This is a genomic window from Rhodococcus sp. AH-ZY2, assembly GCF_030916465.1.
GTDB lineage: Bacteria > Actinomycetota > Actinomycetes > Mycobacteriales > Mycobacteriaceae > Rhodococcus > Rhodococcus ruber.
Genome location: NZ_CP126458.1, coordinates 4,605,254 through 4,621,923, shown reverse-complemented (window position 1 = coordinate 4,621,923; position 16,670 = coordinate 4,605,254). Strand labels below are relative to the sequence as shown.

The window sequence follows — 16,670 nt, the reverse complement described above, 5'->3', positions numbered from 1 at the left end:
TCGCTTATCGTACGGGGGTTGTCACGGCCGTCGCCCAGCGGTCCGGATCGGTGCCGCATCCGGTGACCACTCCCCGGTCGGCGAGAACCAGCAGGTGGGCGTCGGTCTCGCGCACCGCGAGCCGGCGCAGCCGCGGCGCCATCGTCTCGAAGGGCCGGGACCACGAGATTCGGGTGGAGACCTCCCATGCCGTGGAGCCGGGATGCCGGGCCACGACGTCGGCGATCTCGTCCAGGCGTTCCTCGTGGTGGCCGAGCAGTGCCTGCGCGCGGGAAGCGACACCGCGGAAACGGTATTCGTGCGCGGGGAAGACCTCACCGTCGGGCAGGCCGACGGTGGCGTGCAGCGACAGCAGGTAGCGGTGCAACGGATTCGGCAGCTCACCCGGGATGGTGGAGATGTTGGGGCTGATGCGGGGGAGCATGTGGTCGCCGCTGAACACCAGTTCGTGGGTGTCGTCGACGAAGCACAGGTGACCGGGGGTGTGGCCGGGCGTCCACACGGCGCGCAGATCCCAGCCGGGCAGGTCGAGGGGGGTGCCGTCGTCGAGCACGACGTCGAGTGATTCGTGCGGCCCGAAGCGGACCAGTTCCATGACCTCGCCCGAGCGGACTTCGTCGGGCGCTCCGAGCCGGGCCAGCTGCCGGGCCCACGACGCGGCGTACCCTTCCCGGTCCGTCGCGGTGTGGTGGCCGAGCAGCGACGCGTCGGCGGCGTGCATCGCCAGCGCGGCTCCGCTGACCTCGCGCAGCCGTGGTGCCAGGCCGAAATGGTCGGGGTGCAGGTGGGTGATCGCCGCGAACCGGACCTCGGTGATGTCGTGCCCGGTCTGCCGGATCCCGTCGACGAGGGCCTGCCAGGACTGTTCCGAGTCCCAGCCGACGTCGATCAGGGCCAGGCCGTCGGGCAGTGCCAACGCGTAGACCAGCACGTAGCGCAGCGGATTGTTCGGCATGGGCACGGGAATCGACCACAGCCCGGGCCGGACCTGCTCGACCGGCGGCAGCTCACCGCGCCGCCACGCCTCCTGCTGCACGACGCCGACGACCTCGATCGCGGTCACGAGACCTCCTCCGCGAGAGTGTCGCGCAACGTGCGCTTGAGGATCTTGCCACTGGCGTTGCGCGGCAGCTCACTGACGAAGTGGACGCGCTGCGGCTTCTTGTAGGACGCGAGCCGGCCGGTGGTGAACGCGACCAGTTCGTTCTCGTCCGGTGCGGCGGTACCGTCGGCCACCCGCACGACGGCGGTGACGGCCTCGCCCCACTTGCGGTCGGGCACTCCGATCACGGCGACCTCGGCGACGGCGGGATGCTCGGCGAGCACCGACTCCACCTCGATCGGGTAGACGTTCTCGCCGCCGGTGATGATCATGTCCTTCACCCGGTCGGTGACGAACAGATAGCCGTCCTCGTCGAGGTGACCGGCGTCGCCGGTGCGCAGGAACCCGTCGTCGGTGAACAGCGCCGCGGTCTCCTCCGGGCGCCGCCAGTAGCCGGACGTGTTGTGCCGGGAGCGGCACACGATCTCGCCGGACTGTCCGACGGGTAGGTCCGCACCGGTCACGACGTCACGGATGGCGAGCTCCACGCCGGGCATCGGGCGGCCCGCCGAGCGCAGCAGGTAGGACCGCGGACCGGTCGGGTCGTGGTCCTCGACGCGCAGCGCGGTGACGGAGCCACTCGTCTCCGTCATCCCGTAGCGCTGGACGAAGCCGCATCCGAGGGTGCGCACGGCGCGCCGCAGCATCGTCGGGGTGACCGGGGAGGCGCCGTAGAAGATCAGCTGCAGGCTCGACAGGTCGAACGAGTCCAGGTCGGTCAGGTCGAGCAGCATCTGCACGGTCGCGGGCACCAGGAACGCGTGGGTGATGCCATGCTGCTCGACGAGCGAGGCGACGGTGCGCGGATGGAACTCGCCGAGCAGGACGGCGTGCACCCCGGCGGACAGGCAGGTGCTCAGCCAGCCGGCGCCGGCGATGTGGAACAGCGGCATCGCGTTCAGCGCCACCGACTCGGGCTGCCAGTGGTAGATGCGCTGCCCCTCCTCGTCGTTGTGGAGGTTGCGGTGCGTGATGAGCACGCCCTTCGGCGTGCCGGTGGTGCCGGAGGTGTAGAGCTGCAACAGGACCGCGTCGGGATCGTCGCCGCGGCCGGGATCGTCGTCCGTGCCGCTACCGGCGAGTCGTTGCCACGTCCACGCCCCCGGCAGCAGCTCGTCGCCGGGTTCGGCGTCGACGAGGACGACGGGCAGGCCGGGCAGCGCGGCACGGATCGCCTCCGCTGCCGCGGCGAACCCGGATTCGACGACGAGCACGTCGAGTTCCGCGTCCTCGGCGATGCGGGCGGCCTCCGCCGGGGTGAGCCGCCAGTTCAGGGGGACGAACACCAGCCCCGCCTTCCCGCAGGCGACGAACGTCTCGGCGGCCTCGAGGCGCATGCGCAGCAGGGCCCCGATCCGCCCGCCGCGCCGGGCCAGCCCGTTCAGGGCGGTCGCGACCCGGTTGGTGCGCCCGTCGAGCTCGGCGAAGGTGACGGTGGTGTCGCCGCAGGTCAGTGCGAGTGCGTCCGGCCGTTCCGCCGCGTGCTGCCGGACCCGCTGCGGAAGGTGCAGACCGCTCACATCACACTCCTCGTTCCGTTCGGCGAGCGCCTCGATGCCGGGCCCGCCGTGCCCGATCAGTCGACCACCGCCGCGTCGAGGGGACAAAGTCCAAGATCCACAGCGACCGATAGCGAGTGCCTATGTCGGGGGTCGGGCAGTGGGCGACTGTCCCTGCGCGTAGAAGTGCTTCTTGCGCGGGTACGGACGCGCGCAAGGAGCACAACCCCGCGCGGATGTCCGGTTCGACCCCGGGCTCAGCGCCCCAGCGCCGTGAATCTCCCCGTCACGGCGTCAGGACACCAGGAACCGGCCGAGTTGCGGCGCGGCCTCACCGGGATGCTTGGCCTGGATCGCCTCGCCGATGGCCTGGAGCTTCCAGTCCTGCCCCTGCCGGTACACCTTGGCCATCACCATGCCGGTGAACGGCATGCCGCCCTGCAGGGTGTAGCGGGCCAGCTCGGCGTTGTTGGTGCCGTCCACCAGCCGGCAGAACGCGTTCGCGACCTGCTCGAAGGTGTGGCCCTTGTACGAGGTGACGATGAACATGACGGTCGTGATGTGGGCGGGTACGCGGGTGAGGTCGACGAGCACGACCTCGTCGTCGCCGGCGCCCTCGCCGGTGAGGTTGTCGCCCTGGTGCTGGATCGAGCCGTCCTTGGAGCGCAGCTGCCCGTAGTACGCGACGTCGACGAGATTCTGGTCGGCGAACAGCACAGCCGACGCGTCGAGGTCGATGTCGGCGGCACGATTGCCGAACAGGCCCCGCTTCGCGACCGGGTCCCAGCCCAGCCCCATGCGCAGGTAGGTCAGGGCCACGCCGCCCTCCTTGCGGAGGGTGACCTTCTGGCCCTTGACGAGGCTGACGGGCCGGCTCTTGGTGAGGCTGACCTCGGGCTGGGCGTCCGGCGCCGGTTGCGGCGCGGAGGCCTGCACGTACGGCTGCGGCGGGGCCGGCTGCGGGTAGGGCTGCGGGGCGGTCGCCGGCGGGGTGGCGTAGGCCGGCGGGACGGGCGGCGCTGCCGGGGGTGCAGGCGGGACGGGCTGCGCCGGTTGCGGGGCGGCGGCCGGCGCGTCGTCGACGCTCACGCCGTGGTCGGTCACGAGGGCGGCGAATCCGCCCGCGTAGCCCTGGCCGACGGCTCGGACCTTCCAGGTGCCCTGCCGCCGGTACAGCTCGAGGGCGATCACGATCGACTCGCTGCTCAGGCCGTCGATCCGGTACTCGTAGAGGACGGTGCCCGCGGTGTCGGCGACCCGCGCGGTCGGCGGGGCGAAGCGGCCGAAGCTGCTCGACGCGTCGTCGAGGGTGATGACCGCACGCACCTGGTCGATGTCCGCCGGCACCTGGTTCAGTGACACGGCCAGCGACGCGGCCTGGCCGGGCGCGCCGGGCACGAGCCGCACGCCCGGCCCGGTGGGCTGGTTGAAGAAGACGAAGTCGGCGTCGGAGCGCACCTTGCCGTCGGCCTTGACCAGCAGGGCGGACAGGTCGGCCGGGGTGGTCAGCTCGACGGAGACGACGACGTCGGTGGCGGTGAGGGGGCCGTTCTGACCCTTGGCGAGAGATACGGGCACGGGTGGGGTCCTCACTGTTACTGGAAACTCGGTCTCGGGAAACTCGGTCTCGGGAAATGCGGGGCGTCATTGTCACTGTACGAAGCCGCGCCGATCCGGGCGGATCGGGCGAACCAGGCGAGGATCTCCTCGCCGGCCCGGATCCCCGCCTGCCGGGTCACCGTCAGTGTCGGGTGCCGCCAGTCCAGCGCCTCGAGTTCGCCGTGGCGCGGCCGGATCGCGGCGTCGGCGGCGGTCAGCATCTCGGCGTCGAGCGCGCCGTCCCCGGCGGCGAGTACGACGGCGTCCGGGACGAGCGTGCCGTCGTCGACCAGACGTCGGCGGACCTCGGCGACCGCGCGGCTCTTGCACACCGCCGACGGCATCGTGTACAGCTTGCGGCCCTGCTGAGACGCGTTCCATCCGCGGCGCCGGCACCAGTGGTCCCATTCGTCGAGGAAGCCGACGGGCTGCGCGGCGACGTCGATCACGAGATAGCAGAACAGCTCGTCGGCGACCCGGAACTTGTGCACCCAGTCGTCGGAGATGCGGCGGCGCAGTTCGGCGGTGACCTCGTCGAGTCCGGCGCCCTCGGTGCGCACGGCCGTGTCCACCGTCCGTCGCCACCCGGCGTCCGGCACCCCGTCGGCGAGGATCATGCCGCCGTTGCTGGCGATCGCGTACCGCCACGGCGCCCCGGGCAGGTCGATGCGCCGGAACTGCTCCGGGGTGCGCGTGGTGGTCGGCACCACCACCGCCGCCGCGGTGAGGTCGCGCAGGCGCTGCGCGGATGTGACGGTCACGTACGACAGGGGTGCGCCGTCGTAGTGCTCGACGCACACCAGATCGCCGTCGGGGACAGGTGATTCGCCCATCGCGGCGCGTGAGTAGATCATCGTGCGGTCGAGGTCGGTGGCGACGAGGGTGGTGGTCACGGCAGATCCTTGATCAGGCCCATGCACGAATATGCCAGGTCGGGAACCACGTCCACCGGCACGTCGCGGGCGGCGGCGAGCATCCGGATGTGCGCGTGCTCCTCGGCGTCGGCCTCGCGGACCAGCACCCGCCACGGCACGCGCCGCAGCAGCACCCGGGTGGTCTCGCCGACACCGGGTTTGACGTAGTTGACAGTGGAGATGCCGTACTCGGCCCGCACCTTCTCCACCGACTCCCAGCCCGCCCACGTGGGGGTGCGATCGGAGTGCAGGATGTTCCCGGCGGCGGTGACCGCGGCCTCCCGGTCGCCGAACTCGGCCGCCACGGTGTCGAGGAGGACCGCCGAGACGTCCTCGCCGGCAAGTTCGGCGTAGAACTTGGCGCCGTGGAACTCGCCCGGGCCGATCAGGGTTTCGTTGAGGACAGTGCGTGAAACCAGTCCGGACACGGTGGAATTCAGGCACGCCGAGGCGATGAGGAAGTCGTCGCGGGTGCCGTAGGTCCGCACGCAGTACCCGGGGTCGGCGAGCACGGCGAGGTCGTCGGAAAGCTCCGGGCCGCCCGCGGCCCGGTACTCGGCCAGGGCCGCCGTGAGTTCGCGGGCGATGGCGCCCTTGCCGGTCCAGCCGTCGACGAACACCACCGAGGCCGGATCGTGTCGTGCCGTCACGTGGTCGAGGGCGGCGAAGTCGATACCACGGCCCCGCACGATCGACACCGCATAGTGCGGCAGGTTCAGTCCGTGGTGCCGCTGCGCCCAGCGGCGGATCAGGATCCCGACGGGAGTGCCTGCGCGGGCCAGCGATACGAGCGTCAGGTCCCGGCCCCGTTCGGCGAGCAGCAGTTCGGTGACGGTGCCGACGGCGTGCGCGAGGCGCCCCGCCGTCGCGGCGAGCACCTTGTCGAACAGCTCGCAGTAGGCGGCATCGGGTTGGTATTCGATCGGCAGCGACTCGGCGTAGTGGGCGAGGCCCGCCTGGATGCGGCGCTCGCGTTCGGCGACGTCGGCCTCGAGTGCGACGTGTGAGAGGTCCTTGAGGAGCCAGCTCACCTCGTCCGGGGCGTAGGAGCCGAAGCCGGGCCCGGTCAACGGGGTCGTCATCGTTCCTCCCGGTCGGCGCGCAGCACGGCGGGATCGGTGGCGGGCACGACGGCCACGACCACGTCCTCCCCGGCGGCGGTCAGCACGTCGAGCAGGCCACCGTCGGCGCGCAGACGGTCGGTGTCGGCGGGGTCGTCGAGCACGAGCAGCAGCTGTGCGCCTTCCCCTTCCGGCCACCGCGCGTTGTAGAGATAGCGCGGGACGTCGTCCGGTTCGGGTGCGGTGAAGGTGAATCCGCGGCGCAGGGGGTAGCCGGGCACGTCCCGGACGTATGCGGGGGAACGGGTGGTGGTCTGGAATCGCGTGGCAACCCCCCTGCCGGCGAGCGCGTCGGCGATGCGCAGCGGCAGGTACATCAGTTCCTCGTGACCCACGACGACGACCGGGCGTCCCGGGGTCAGGGCGGTGGTCACGGCGTCGGTGGTGCGGTCGATCGCGGTGTCGAAGGCCGTGGTGTCGGTGTGCAGGAACCCGTGCCGGCCGCCGTCGGGCACGGTCGCCGGCCACGGCAGCGTGACGAAGTCGACGGTGCCGCGTTCCGGCGCAACCGGATTCAGGTCCGGGTCCGGTAGCGCGCCCACCCGCTCGGTGAGTCCGCCGGGGAGAACGGTGTGCCCCGTCGCAAGGCTCACGTGGTCGATGCGGACACCGAGCCCGGCGGCCGCTTCGGCGACGGCGCGACGGTGTTCGGCGGTGCGCATGTCCACCAGCGACGCGACGACGTACCGGGCGCGGGGACTGTGCCGGTGCAGGGCCCGGATGGCATCGACCGCAGTTGCCCCGGTGGAGATCTCGTCGTCCACCAGGACCAGCGGCGCGTCGTTGGCGAACAGTTCCGGCGACGTCGGCTGGAGCAGGTGCGACGTGGCGTGCGAGTGGCCCTCCTCGAATCCGGCGAAGGTGCCGGCGCCGGGCACGTCGCGGCGGGTGGAGTGCAGGTAGCAACGTGCCCGCAACCGGCTCGCCACGCAATGGCCCAGTCCCGTTGCGGTTTCCGCGAAACCGAGGACCACCGCATCGGACGCGGCGGAGCCGAGCAGGTCCGCGACGAGATCGCCGAGCCGGTCGCCCGCGCCGATCACCGCGGCCGGTTCGGTGGGGATGTGCTTGCCGAGGACGGTGGAGACCAGCAGGTGCGCGCGACGAGGATTGCGGCGCAGTCCCGGCACGACGAGGTCCGGCACGGTGTCGCCGGTGGCCGACGCGAGGTGTTGCAGCTCGAGCCCGAACTGTTCCGTCGCCCAAGGCGACCGCACTCCGGTGATCACCGGTCCACCAGTGCCGTCAGCAGGTCCACGAAAGTCACTCCCTTGTTGGTGACGCCGAACACCGACGCGCGCAGCAACGTCTGCTCCGCCCAGGTGCGGTGCGGGCGCCGCTCGTTCATCTTGTTGCAGTATCCGGAGGCCTGTACGCCGCCCGCGTCACCGCCGAGGATGTCGATCGCGTCGTGGTACTCCTCGTGCGTCACGGCGGACAGCGCGTGCACGGCCGCCACGTGCGAGGGGTGGATCACGGTCTTGCCCTGGATGCCGTTCGCCCGGTCCAGGGCGATCTCCCGCAGCAGGCCGTCGAGATCCCGGCTGACGAGCTGCTGCCGGAACAGCACCGCGTCGTGCTCGGCGAACGGCGTGGCCCGCAGCATCGGGCGGAACATGCGCTCGTGATCGGCGAAGTACTCCCAGACCGGACCGGTGATGACGAATCCGGTGCCGTCGGTGCGGCCCAGGTAGTTGACGACGTCGGCGATGACGTCGACCACGACCCGCACGTCGTAGATGGTCAGGTCGCGGTCGCGGCGGATGCCGAAGGTGCCGCACATGTCGGTGGCGCCGATCCGCACGGCCAGCACGCGGTCGCGGTGCCCGGCGAGGAGCGCGGCGATCTGCTGGAGTTCGCCGTCGCGGGTCTGCCGGTGCACCAGCTCGGCGGATTCGAGCACCGGCATCGCGTACAGCGGCTTGCCCAGCCGTTCCGAGGCCGCAGCCACGGCGTCGAGGAACGCCGGACCCGACGCCGCGGTGAACTTGGGCAGGACGAATCCGGTCAGCGCGGCGACGCCCGGTCCCAGGGTGTCGGCGATGCGGTCGACACCGTCGGGGGTGCGCACCCGGACGAACAGCAGCATCGTCGCGGCGGCGGTGCCGGCGAGGGCGTCGAGGGTGGCGACCGCGTTGCGCAGGCCGTCCTCGACCTCGTGATCGGCGACGGCGTCCTCGAGGTCGATCACCATCGAGGCGACGCCCTCCCCGCCGCGGCGCGCGACCGTGGCGGCGAGATCCGAGCGGGTGGCGGGCACGTACAGGGTCGCCCCGAGCGCGACGGCGAGCCGCTCACGCTCGTCGGCATCGGAGAACGGTTGCGGCGGATGCAGGAACAAGGTGTCCCGGGCCGCGCCGTCGAGGTGGTGGAAATGATGCATCGTGCGCATGTCGGTGAAGGTTCCCCCACTCATACCTCGTCCGTTCGTCCTCTCATTCGTTGCACCACACCGGCGATGAAGCGCGAAACAGCGTCGAGCTCCCGGACGTACGCCCAGTAGTCGGGGTGTACTCCGGTGAGCGAACCGACTGCCCTGTCGATCCGATCGAGCTGCGCGTCGAGCACCGAACCCCATTCTGCGGTCAACCCCCGTTGGACCGCGAGTTGTTGCGCGTCGCGCAGACGGAACCGTACCTGCTCCACCTTCGCGGCCGGATCACGGCGGACCTCGCGGAGGACGGACAGCCGGTCGGTGACGGCGTCGACGTACCGTTCGGCCTGGGTGAGCGATGCCCGGGCCGCCGCGGTCAGCTCCAGCGCCTGTTCGGGCCGGTTCGCGGCCGCTGCCGTTCGCGCCGCGGACACGTCGGCGTCGGCCCGGTCGAGGAACTCGCGGGCGGCGCGTTCGTTGCCGGCCAGGTCGGCCGAGCTGGCGGCGTTGAACTCGCGCAGCAGCGCCGAGAACGCCGGCGCCAGGCTCTCGGCGCGGGTGCGGACCGCAGACAGCCGGGTGGTGACCGATGCCACAGCCTTCCGGGCGGACTCGGCTCGGTCCGGTGCCTGCGCGAGGGCGCGGCGCAGGGCGGTCGCTGCCTCCTCGGCTCGTCGTGCCGCGGTTCGGACCGCCCCGGTTCCCACGGCCGAATCGAGCGCCCGGATCTCCGCGTCGAGCGTGTCCGCCGCGGCCCGCACGGACGGGTAGTCGGCGTATGCCGCATGCTCGGGTGCGGTCACCAGTGCCGCCGCGGCCTGCGCCTCGGTACGGACCTGCCGGGCGAGCTGCGGCACGGTCCGGGCCACCGCGACCGAGTGCTCGAGGTGCGCGCGGTGGCGGTCGTAGAACTCGTCGAGGGTGCGGGTGGCGAGACCGATCTGCTGCAGGGCCTGTTCGTAGGCCGGAGCGGGGGCGAGCGGATCGGACGGTTCGGTGCGGGAGAGGTGCAGGTACGTCTCGGCCGCGCGGTAGCACGCTTCGCGGACGGGTTCCCATTCCCGCCGCAGGCCGCGCTGCGGGGCGAGTTCGTGCGAGGCCGTGACTCCGGCCTCGGCGACGGACTGGCGCCGGTCCATGTCGAGAAACGCGGCGACCATCGCGTCGTAGGCGCGCAGCGCCACCGGATCGTCGGTGCTCCCACCGCCGAAGAGGCGGCGCGTCCATCGGCTCGCCACGCCCCGAATGGTACTGGTCCGCGCCCTTCGGTCCCGTGTGCATGCGGAGCGCGGGGGCGTGGGCGCGCATCAGCTATTAGGGTGGTGGGACACGCGCAAATCGGGCGTGCCCGCCCGGGCACCTCGTCCGGACCGACAGATCGAAAGGACCCCGCATGGGCGTCAGCTTGACCAAGGGCGGCAACGTTTCCCTCACCAAGGAAGCGCCGAACCTCACCGCCGTGGCCGTCGGCCTCGGCTGGGACATCCGCAGCACCACCGGTGCCGACTTCGACCTCGACGCCAGCGCGATCGCGACCGGCGCCGACAAGAAGGTGGTCTCGGACCAGCACTTCGTCTTCTTCAACAACCTCAAGTCCCCGGACGGCTCGATCGAGCACATCGGCGACAACCGCACGGGTGAGGGCGAGGGCGACGACGAGGTCGTCAACGTCGACCTGACCGCCGTGCCGGCGAACATCGAGAGCATCTTCTTCCCGGTCTCGATCTACGACGCCGACTCCCGTAGCCAGTCGTTCGGCCAGGTCCGCAACGCCTACATCCGCGTCGTCGACCGCGCCAACGGCAACGAACTGGCCCGCTACGACCTGTCGGAGGACGCGTCCACCGAGACCGCCATGGTCTTCGGTGAGCTGTACCGGCACGGTGCGGAGTGGAAGTTCCGCGCCATCGGCCAGGGCTACGCGTCCGGTCTGGCGGGCATCGCCCGTGACTACGGCGTCAACGTCTGACGTTCCTCCGGACCCCGGATCCGGCCCCCGGCTTCATCGCCGGGGGCCGCTTTCCTTGGGTCACCGATAGTTTGCTGCAGTAACCACCCTGCACCGCCCGATCCAGACAGAAAGGCCACGCTTCGTGGTTCTGCGCATTTTCGGCATATCGTTCGCCGTCACCGTCGTGTCTCTGGTGGTCGCCTTCCTCTACGGCGGACCCCAGGCACTGTTCCTCGCCGCGATCCTCGGCGTCCTCGAGGTCTCGCTCTCGTTCGACAACGCGGTCATCAACGCCACCGTACTGCAGCGGATGAGCGAGTTCTGGCAGAAGATCTTCCTCACCATCGGCATCCTCATCGCCGTGTTCGGCATGCGACTGATCTTCCCGCTGCTCATCGTGTGGATCGCCTCCGGCCTCGGTCCGGTGGAGGCACTCGACCTCGCCCTGAACCCACCGCCGAACGACGCCGCGTACTTCCCCGACGGAAGTCCCAGCTACGAGACCATCATCACCGAGGCACACCCGCAGATCGCCGGCTTCGGTGGCATGTTCCTGCTGATGCTGTTCCTGAACTTCATCTTCGAGGAACGTGAGATCAAGTGGCTCGCGTGGCTCGAGCGTCCGCTCGCGCGGGCCGGCAAGCTCGACCAGCTCGAGGTCGTCGTCGCGTCGGTGCTGCTCGTGCTGACCGCTACGATCCTCGCCCCCGAGGACAAGGTCGCCACGGTGATGATCGCCGGCGTACTCGGCATGATCACCTACATCGCCGTCAACGGCCTCGGCGAGATGTTCCACATCCCCGAGGAAGGTGAGGAAGAAGCCACCGGCGGGCCCACCCAGTTGGCCAAGGCCACCGGCAAGGCCGGATTCTTCCTGTTCCTCTACCTCGAGGTGCTCGACGCGTCGTTCTCCTTCGACGGCGTGATCGGCGCGTTCGCCATCACCTCCGATCCGATCATCATTGCGCTGGGCCTCGGCTTCATCGGCGCGATGTTCGTCCGCTCGATCACGGTGTTCCTCGTCCGCAAGGGCACCCTGTCGGAGTACCGCTACCTCGAGCACGGCGCGCACTGGGCGATCGGTGCGCTCGCGTTCATCCTGCTGTACTCGATCGGCCATCACGTGAACGAGATCATCACGGGTCTGGTGGGGGTCGCGCTCATCGGCGCCGCGTTCGCCAGCAGCATCCGGCGCAATCGTCAGGAGACGAAGGCGTCCGTCGCCGCCTGACCGCACGACATCGACGGGAACCCGCGATCGGTTCGAGCAATCGCGGGTTCCCGTTCTCGTATCCAGGGAAAGGTTCCAGCCATGGCAATCGATTACACCCGGCCCCCGAAGAACCCCGGCGACAGCACGGGCGGAGTCGACCCGAGCAAGATCAGCCTCACCAAGGCAGCCCCGACGGTCGATCTCGCCAAGTCCGGAAGCGGGATCACCCTGGTGAACCTGAACTGGTCACAGACCGGATCCCCGACCCCACCGAAGAAGGGATTCCTCGCCAAGCTCACCGGCGGCGCGGCGGGCCGCGGCGTCGACCTCGACCTCGGCTGCCTCTACGAGCTCGCCGACGGCTCGAAGGGTGTCGTCCAGGCCCTCGGCAACAGCTTCGGTGCGCTGCAGAAACCTCCGTTCATCGCGCTGGACGGCGACGACCGCACCGGCGCCGTCTCCGCCGGTGAGACCATGCGCATCGACCTGGGACAACCCGAACGATTCCGCCGGATCCTGATCTTCGCGATGATCTACGAGGGCGCCCCGAACTGGGCGGCAGTGGACGGCGTCGTCACCCTCACGCCGCCCTCCGGGCCGCAGATCGAGGTGCGCCTCGACTCGCCGAACAACGGTGCACGGATCTGTGCCATCGCGATGCTGCAGAACACCGGCCGCGAGATCAGCGTCTCGCGGCTCGTCGAATACGTCGACGGCAGCCAGTCCGACCTCGATCGTGCCTACGGCTGGGGCATGAACTGGGCGCCGGGCCGCAAGTAGCTACGTCTGCACACAACTCCGGCGTCCGTGCCGATCACGCGATCCTCACCGCGTGACGGACGACTCGCGTAGCAGCGTCTCGGCGTCGGCGAATGCCCCGGCCCGTCGCGCGACGGTGGGCGGCGCCGGGGGATGCCCGCCCCACCCGTGGAACAGCGTGCTCAGACTCAGGACGATCCGCTCCGGGTGGATCCAGTCGCCCCACCGGACGAATTCGGGATCGCGTACCAGCCGCCGGGCCGCCTCGAGCGGCCCGGCGCCGCGCGCGTGCTGTTCCCGGCCGGCCTGCTCGAGCCACACCCAGTAGGCGCGCAGTTCGCGGATCTCGTCCGGTCCGCACAACGGTCCGTGGCCCGGCACGTAGGCGTCGGCGTCCAGCGCCAGCAGCCGATCCATCGCGGCAATCCAGTTCTCGAGCGGCCCGTGCCACAGAATCGGGGTCGAGCCGACGAACAGCAGATCGCCGGCGAAGACCACGCCGGCGTCCGGCACGTGCACGATCGCGTCCCCGGCGGTGTGGCACGGCCCGAGCCGTTCCAACGCCACCGGACGTTGTCCCACCTCGAGCCGCAGACCGGTGTCGAAGGTGTGGTCTGGCAGCCGGGGCGACCGCCACGGCAGGTGGGCGCCGCCCGGAATCCGGCGCATGTAGGCGGCCGCGGCGCCGACCCGGCCGGGCACCGCGCCCAGCCACCGGCCCGCCGTCGCCAGCGCCGTCACCGCGGCCGGCGGCAGATCCTCGCGCATGCCGCGCAGCGCGGCCGCACTGGTCGTGATGCGGGTCGCCGCCGGCAGCGTGTCGTTGCCCCACCAGTGGTCGCCGTCCGAGTGGGTATTGACGGCCTCGGTGATCGGTGCCCGCGCCACCAGCGGCTGCTGCGCCTCCGCGATCCGGCCCGCCAGACGGGTGTCCCACGCGGTGTCCACCACCAGTGACGCCGTGCCCGCATCGACGACGAGCCCGGTGTTCGCCTCGCCCCAGCCGCCCGGCGCCCGCACGAACGCCCACACCCCGTCGCCGATCTGCGTCGATCCACCGTCGTCCACGATTCGCCCCCTGTCCACGGTCGCGGAGAGTCTAATGGCAGGCGCCGGACCGGAGGTTTGCTCCTCGACCGGCCCGGGAACGCGGTACGGGTCGCACGGACGACGGCACGAGCGAGGGGATTCTCATGGGCACGACAGTTGCGGTCACCGGACCTACCGGCGAGATCGGCAGAGCCGCCGTCGCGGCCCTCGAACAGGATCCGCGCATCGACCGGATCCTCGGCATGGCACGAAGCCCGTTCGACCCGGCCGCACACGGGTGGACCAAGACCGAGTACCGGCAGGGTGACATCCTCGACCGCAGCGCCGTCGACGCCCTCGTCGCGGAGGCCGACGTCGTCGTGCATTTGGCGTTCGTCATCATGGGTTCGCGCACCGAGAGTCACCGGATCAACATCGCGGGCACCCGCAACGTCTTCGAAGCCACGGTCGCCGCGGCCCGGCCGCGACGCCTCGTGTACACCTCGTCCGTCGCCGCGTACGGCTATCACCCCGACAATCCGACCCCGCTCTCGGAGGACGTGCCCACCCGCGGCTCGCACGAGCACTACTACTCCGAACAGAAGGCCGAACTCGAGCGCGTCCTCGGCGAGGTCACCCGCGGATCGGATCTCGAGGTGTTCGTGCTGCGGCCGTGCATCGTCGCGGGACCGAACGCGACCGCCCTGGCCGACGCCATGCCGTGGCGGCAGCTCGCCGAGCACGTGCCCGAGACCGTCCGCCACGCCGTCGGTGCCCTGCCCCTGCCGCGCCCGGTGTTCCCCGACCCCGGCCATCCGCTCCAGCTCGTGCACCACGACGACGTGGCGAGCGCCGTGGTCGCGGCGGTGACGTCCGACGGGCCGCCCGGCGCGTACAACATCGCCGGGGAGGGGGTGGTGTCGCTGTCGGAGGTGGCGACCGCGCTCGGCGCCCAGCCGATCCGCGTCCCCGCCGCGGTCGCGACGGCGGCGTCGGCCGTGGTGGCGCGGCTGCCGTTCATGCCCTCGATGATCGAGTGGATCCACACCGGCCGCACGTCCGTCGTGATGGACACGACGAAGGCCCGGACGCAGCTCGGCTGGCAGCCGCGCTACACGGGTGCCCAGACCCTCGCGGCACTCGCGCAGGCGGTGGGTGAGGCCCGGTAGCGGCGGTCAGCGTCGCGCGGCCGCATGCGCGGCCATGCGGATCGGGGCGTTGACGGTGCCGTGACCCCGGTAGCCGCCGCGCCGCTGCACCAGTTCGAAGAACACCCGGGCGCTGACGACCTTGGTGAACACCTGGAACAGCTCGCCGCCGTCCTCGTCCCGGTCGTAGAGCACGTTGTATTCCCGAAGGGCGGCAAGTAGTTCCGGATCCGGGGCCAGGCGCGCATCCAGATCGTCGTAGTAGTTGCGGGGGATCTCGAGCACCGGCGCTCCCGAATCGCGCAGGGCGCGGGCAGATTCCACTGCATCGTCGACGCCGAACGCGATGTGCTGGGGGTGCCGCACGCCCGGCGCCCATTCCCCGCGCCGGAGGACGGGGGCGACCAGGCCGACCTCGAAGCCGTCCGCGGCGAGGACGCGGCTGCGCACCAGGCCGAACGGCCCCGCGTATTCGGCGGACTCGGCGTCGGTCAGGCCCAGCACCGAGCGGTAGAACAGCGTGGCCTCGTCGAAGCGGTCGTAGGCCTGGGTCAGCTCGACGTACTCGGTGCACCGCACGCCCACCGCCGTCGACGGCGTCGTACCGGTGGGACGGAAGTCGTTGCGCCAATCGGCGGTACCGTCGTCTCCGGACGACAGGAACAGGGCGGTGCCGTCCGGGGAGACCACCGCGGACAGCGGTGCCTCTCCGGGGCCGACGACCCGTGCCAGCTGCGGTGCCAGCAGCTCGTGGGCGTGCCGGGTGACGGCGCCGACGTCCGCGACCTCGATCCCCAGAGCCGTGACGGCCGCGCCCTCGGCCGCGCTGTGGGCGGGGTTCGAGGTGTTCACCAGCACCCGCGCGTCCCCCTGCTCCCACAGCTCCACCGGCTTGCTGTGATGCCGGCCCGAGTGGGTGAAGCCGAGCGAGGCGAGAGCCGCACGGACCGGCTCCGCGGCGGTGGGCGGGGTGCCGATCTCCGTGAACGCGTGCCCACGCACCTGCACCGGGTCGGGGTCACCGTCGAGACGCAGTTCCAGATCGAGCAGCGAGCGCATCGCGTCGGTCGCCGTCGGCACCGGCGCCGACTGGCGGAACACGTCGTTGAACACCTCGAGCGAGAGCGGACCGGTGTAACCGGCCGCGAGGACGTGCCCGACGAGCCCGGCGAGATCGAACTCGCCCTCGCCCGGGAACACCCGGTAGTGGCGACTCCACTGCAGGACGTTCATGTCCATCTCCGGTGCGTCGGAGAGTTGCAGGAAGAAGATCTTCTCGCCCGGGATGTCCGCGATGCCGGCGACGTCCTTGGTGCGGGAGAAGATGTGGAAGCTGTCGAGACACAGGCCGAGGGCCGGATGGTCGGCCCGGCGCACGATCTCCCACGAGCGCTGCCAGGTGTTCACGTGGCGGCCCCACGCCAGGGCCTCGAAGGCGATCCGCAAACCGCGCTGCGCCGCCGCATCCGCCAGTTCCCGCAGCTGCGCGGCGGCGAGGTCGACGTCGTCGACGGTGTGCGGCGAGACCGACGAGCACACCAGCACGAGGTCGGTGCCGAGTTGTTCCATCACGTCGAACTTGTGCCGCGCGCGGCGCATGTTGCGGGCGTGGATCTCGGCCGGGACGGCCTCGAAGTCGCGGAAGGGCTGATACAGCGGGATGCTCAACCCGAGCTCGGCGCAGCGCTCGCGCACTCCCGCGGGCGTGAGCGGGGAGCCGAGCAGGTCGGGTTCGAACAGTTCGATGCCGTCGAAGCCGGCGTGGGCGGCGGCGACGAGCTTGTCCTCGAGGGTGCCGGACAGGCACACCGTGGCAATTGCCTTGGCGCGCTTGGTTCCAGGACGGGGATGGGTCATGGTCGGGCTCCTCCACGACGGCCGCCTGTGCGGGCGACCGCGGAATCGGGGACCGGTACGCCGGGGCGGGTTCGCCCCGGCGGTATCGGTTCGGACGGCTCGCT

General features: G+C 70.9%; 14 protein-coding genes. 4 read left to right on the top strand and 10 right to left on the bottom strand.

Going from position 1 to position 16,670, the window contains the following annotated elements; genetic code table 11:
• Window positions 1-4: 4 nt before the first annotated feature.
• From QNA09_RS22250 to QNA09_RS22215, 8 genes are all read right to left on the bottom strand, one after another.
• Window positions 5-1,063, bottom strand: coding sequence for an MBL fold metallo-hydrolase (locus QNA09_RS22250; RefSeq protein WP_140189025.1), 1,059 nt, complete (start codon window positions 1,061-1,063; stop codon window positions 5-7).
• Entirely contained in the window at window positions 1,060-2,622 is a 1,563-nt protein-coding gene (locus QNA09_RS22245; RefSeq protein WP_308072102.1) for a long-chain-fatty-acid--CoA ligase, read from the bottom strand. The genes QNA09_RS22250 and QNA09_RS22245 overlap by 4 nt, the downstream gene beginning before the upstream one ends.
• Window positions 2,623-2,895: 273 nt before the next feature.
• Window positions 2,896-4,179 carry a TerD family protein gene (locus QNA09_RS22240; protein WP_308072101.1) on the bottom strand — a complete coding sequence of 428 codons (1,284 nt, stop codon included), beginning with the start codon at window positions 4,177-4,179 and terminating at the stop codon, window positions 2,896-2,898.
• Between the two features lie 17 nt (window positions 4,180-4,196).
• Window positions 4,197-5,054 carry an HAD family hydrolase gene (locus tag QNA09_RS22235; protein ID WP_308072485.1) on the bottom strand — a complete coding sequence of 286 codons (858 nt, stop codon included), beginning with the start codon at window positions 5,052-5,054 and terminating at the stop codon, window positions 4,197-4,199.
• A 35-nt stretch (window positions 5,055-5,089) separates the two neighbouring features.
• A complete protein-coding gene (locus QNA09_RS22230; protein ID WP_308072100.1) occupies window positions 5,090-6,196 on the bottom strand; it encodes a cysteine protease StiP family protein in 1,107 nt (368 codons plus the stop codon).
• Window positions 6,193-7,464, bottom strand: a complete 1,272-nt coding sequence (locus QNA09_RS22225) for a phosphoribosyltransferase family protein (RefSeq protein ID WP_029540004.1) — start codon at window positions 7,462-7,464, stop codon at window positions 6,193-6,195. Before QNA09_RS22225 ends, QNA09_RS22230 begins: the two co-directional genes overlap by 4 nt.
• Window positions 7,461-8,651 (bottom strand): HpcH/HpaI aldolase/citrate lyase family protein, encoded by a 1,191-nt coding sequence (locus tag QNA09_RS22220; RefSeq protein ID WP_237211243.1) that lies wholly within the window; start codon window positions 8,649-8,651, stop codon window positions 7,461-7,463. Before QNA09_RS22220 ends, QNA09_RS22225 begins: the two co-directional genes overlap by 4 nt.
• On the bottom strand, window positions 8,648-9,769 hold the full coding sequence (locus QNA09_RS22215; protein WP_026137611.1) for a hypothetical protein: 1,122 nt from the start codon (window positions 9,767-9,769) through the stop codon (window positions 8,648-8,650). Before QNA09_RS22215 ends, QNA09_RS22220 begins: the two co-directional genes overlap by 4 nt.
• 233 nt (window positions 9,770-10,002) lie before the next feature.
• On the opposite strand from QNA09_RS22215, the gene QNA09_RS22210 reads away from it, so the two are divergent.
• The 3 genes from QNA09_RS22210 to QNA09_RS22200 all read left to right on the top strand — a co-directional run bounded on the left by QNA09_RS22210 (window position 10,003) and on the right by QNA09_RS22200 (window position 12,553).
• The gene (locus QNA09_RS22210; RefSeq protein ID WP_017680109.1) at window positions 10,003-10,578 is read left to right on the top strand and encodes a TerD family protein; all 576 of its coding nucleotides are present in this window, start codon (window positions 10,003-10,005) and stop codon (window positions 10,576-10,578) included.
• 124 nt (window positions 10,579-10,702) lie between these two features.
• Window positions 10,703-11,791, top strand: coding sequence for a DUF475 domain-containing protein (locus tag QNA09_RS22205; RefSeq protein WP_040269929.1), 1,089 nt, complete (start codon window positions 10,703-10,705; stop codon window positions 11,789-11,791).
• Window positions 11,792-11,872: 81 nt separating this feature from the next.
• On the top strand, window positions 11,873-12,553 hold the full coding sequence (locus tag QNA09_RS22200) for a tellurium resistance protein TerA (RefSeq protein WP_010594096.1): 681 nt from the start codon (window positions 11,873-11,875) through the stop codon (window positions 12,551-12,553).
• A 45-nt stretch (window positions 12,554-12,598) separates the two neighbouring features.
• Here QNA09_RS22200 and QNA09_RS22195 read toward each other — a convergent pair whose 3' ends face one another.
• Entirely contained in the window at window positions 12,599-13,600 is a 1,002-nt protein-coding gene (locus tag QNA09_RS22195; protein ID WP_308072483.1) for an MBL fold metallo-hydrolase, read from the bottom strand.
• A gap of 125 nt (window positions 13,601-13,725) precedes the next feature.
• Here QNA09_RS22195 and QNA09_RS22190 point away from each other — a divergent pair, with 125 nt between their 5' ends.
• Window positions 13,726-14,730, top strand: coding sequence for an NAD-dependent epimerase/dehydratase family protein (locus tag QNA09_RS22190; RefSeq protein WP_064065633.1), 1,005 nt, complete (start codon window positions 13,726-13,728; stop codon window positions 14,728-14,730).
• 6 nt (window positions 14,731-14,736) lie between these two features.
• Here QNA09_RS22190 and QNA09_RS22185 read toward each other — a convergent pair whose 3' ends face one another.
• Window positions 14,737-16,566, bottom strand: a complete 1,830-nt coding sequence (locus QNA09_RS22185) for a TIM barrel protein (protein ID WP_308072099.1) — start codon at window positions 16,564-16,566, stop codon at window positions 14,737-14,739.
• Window positions 16,567-16,670: the final 104 nt, after the last annotated feature.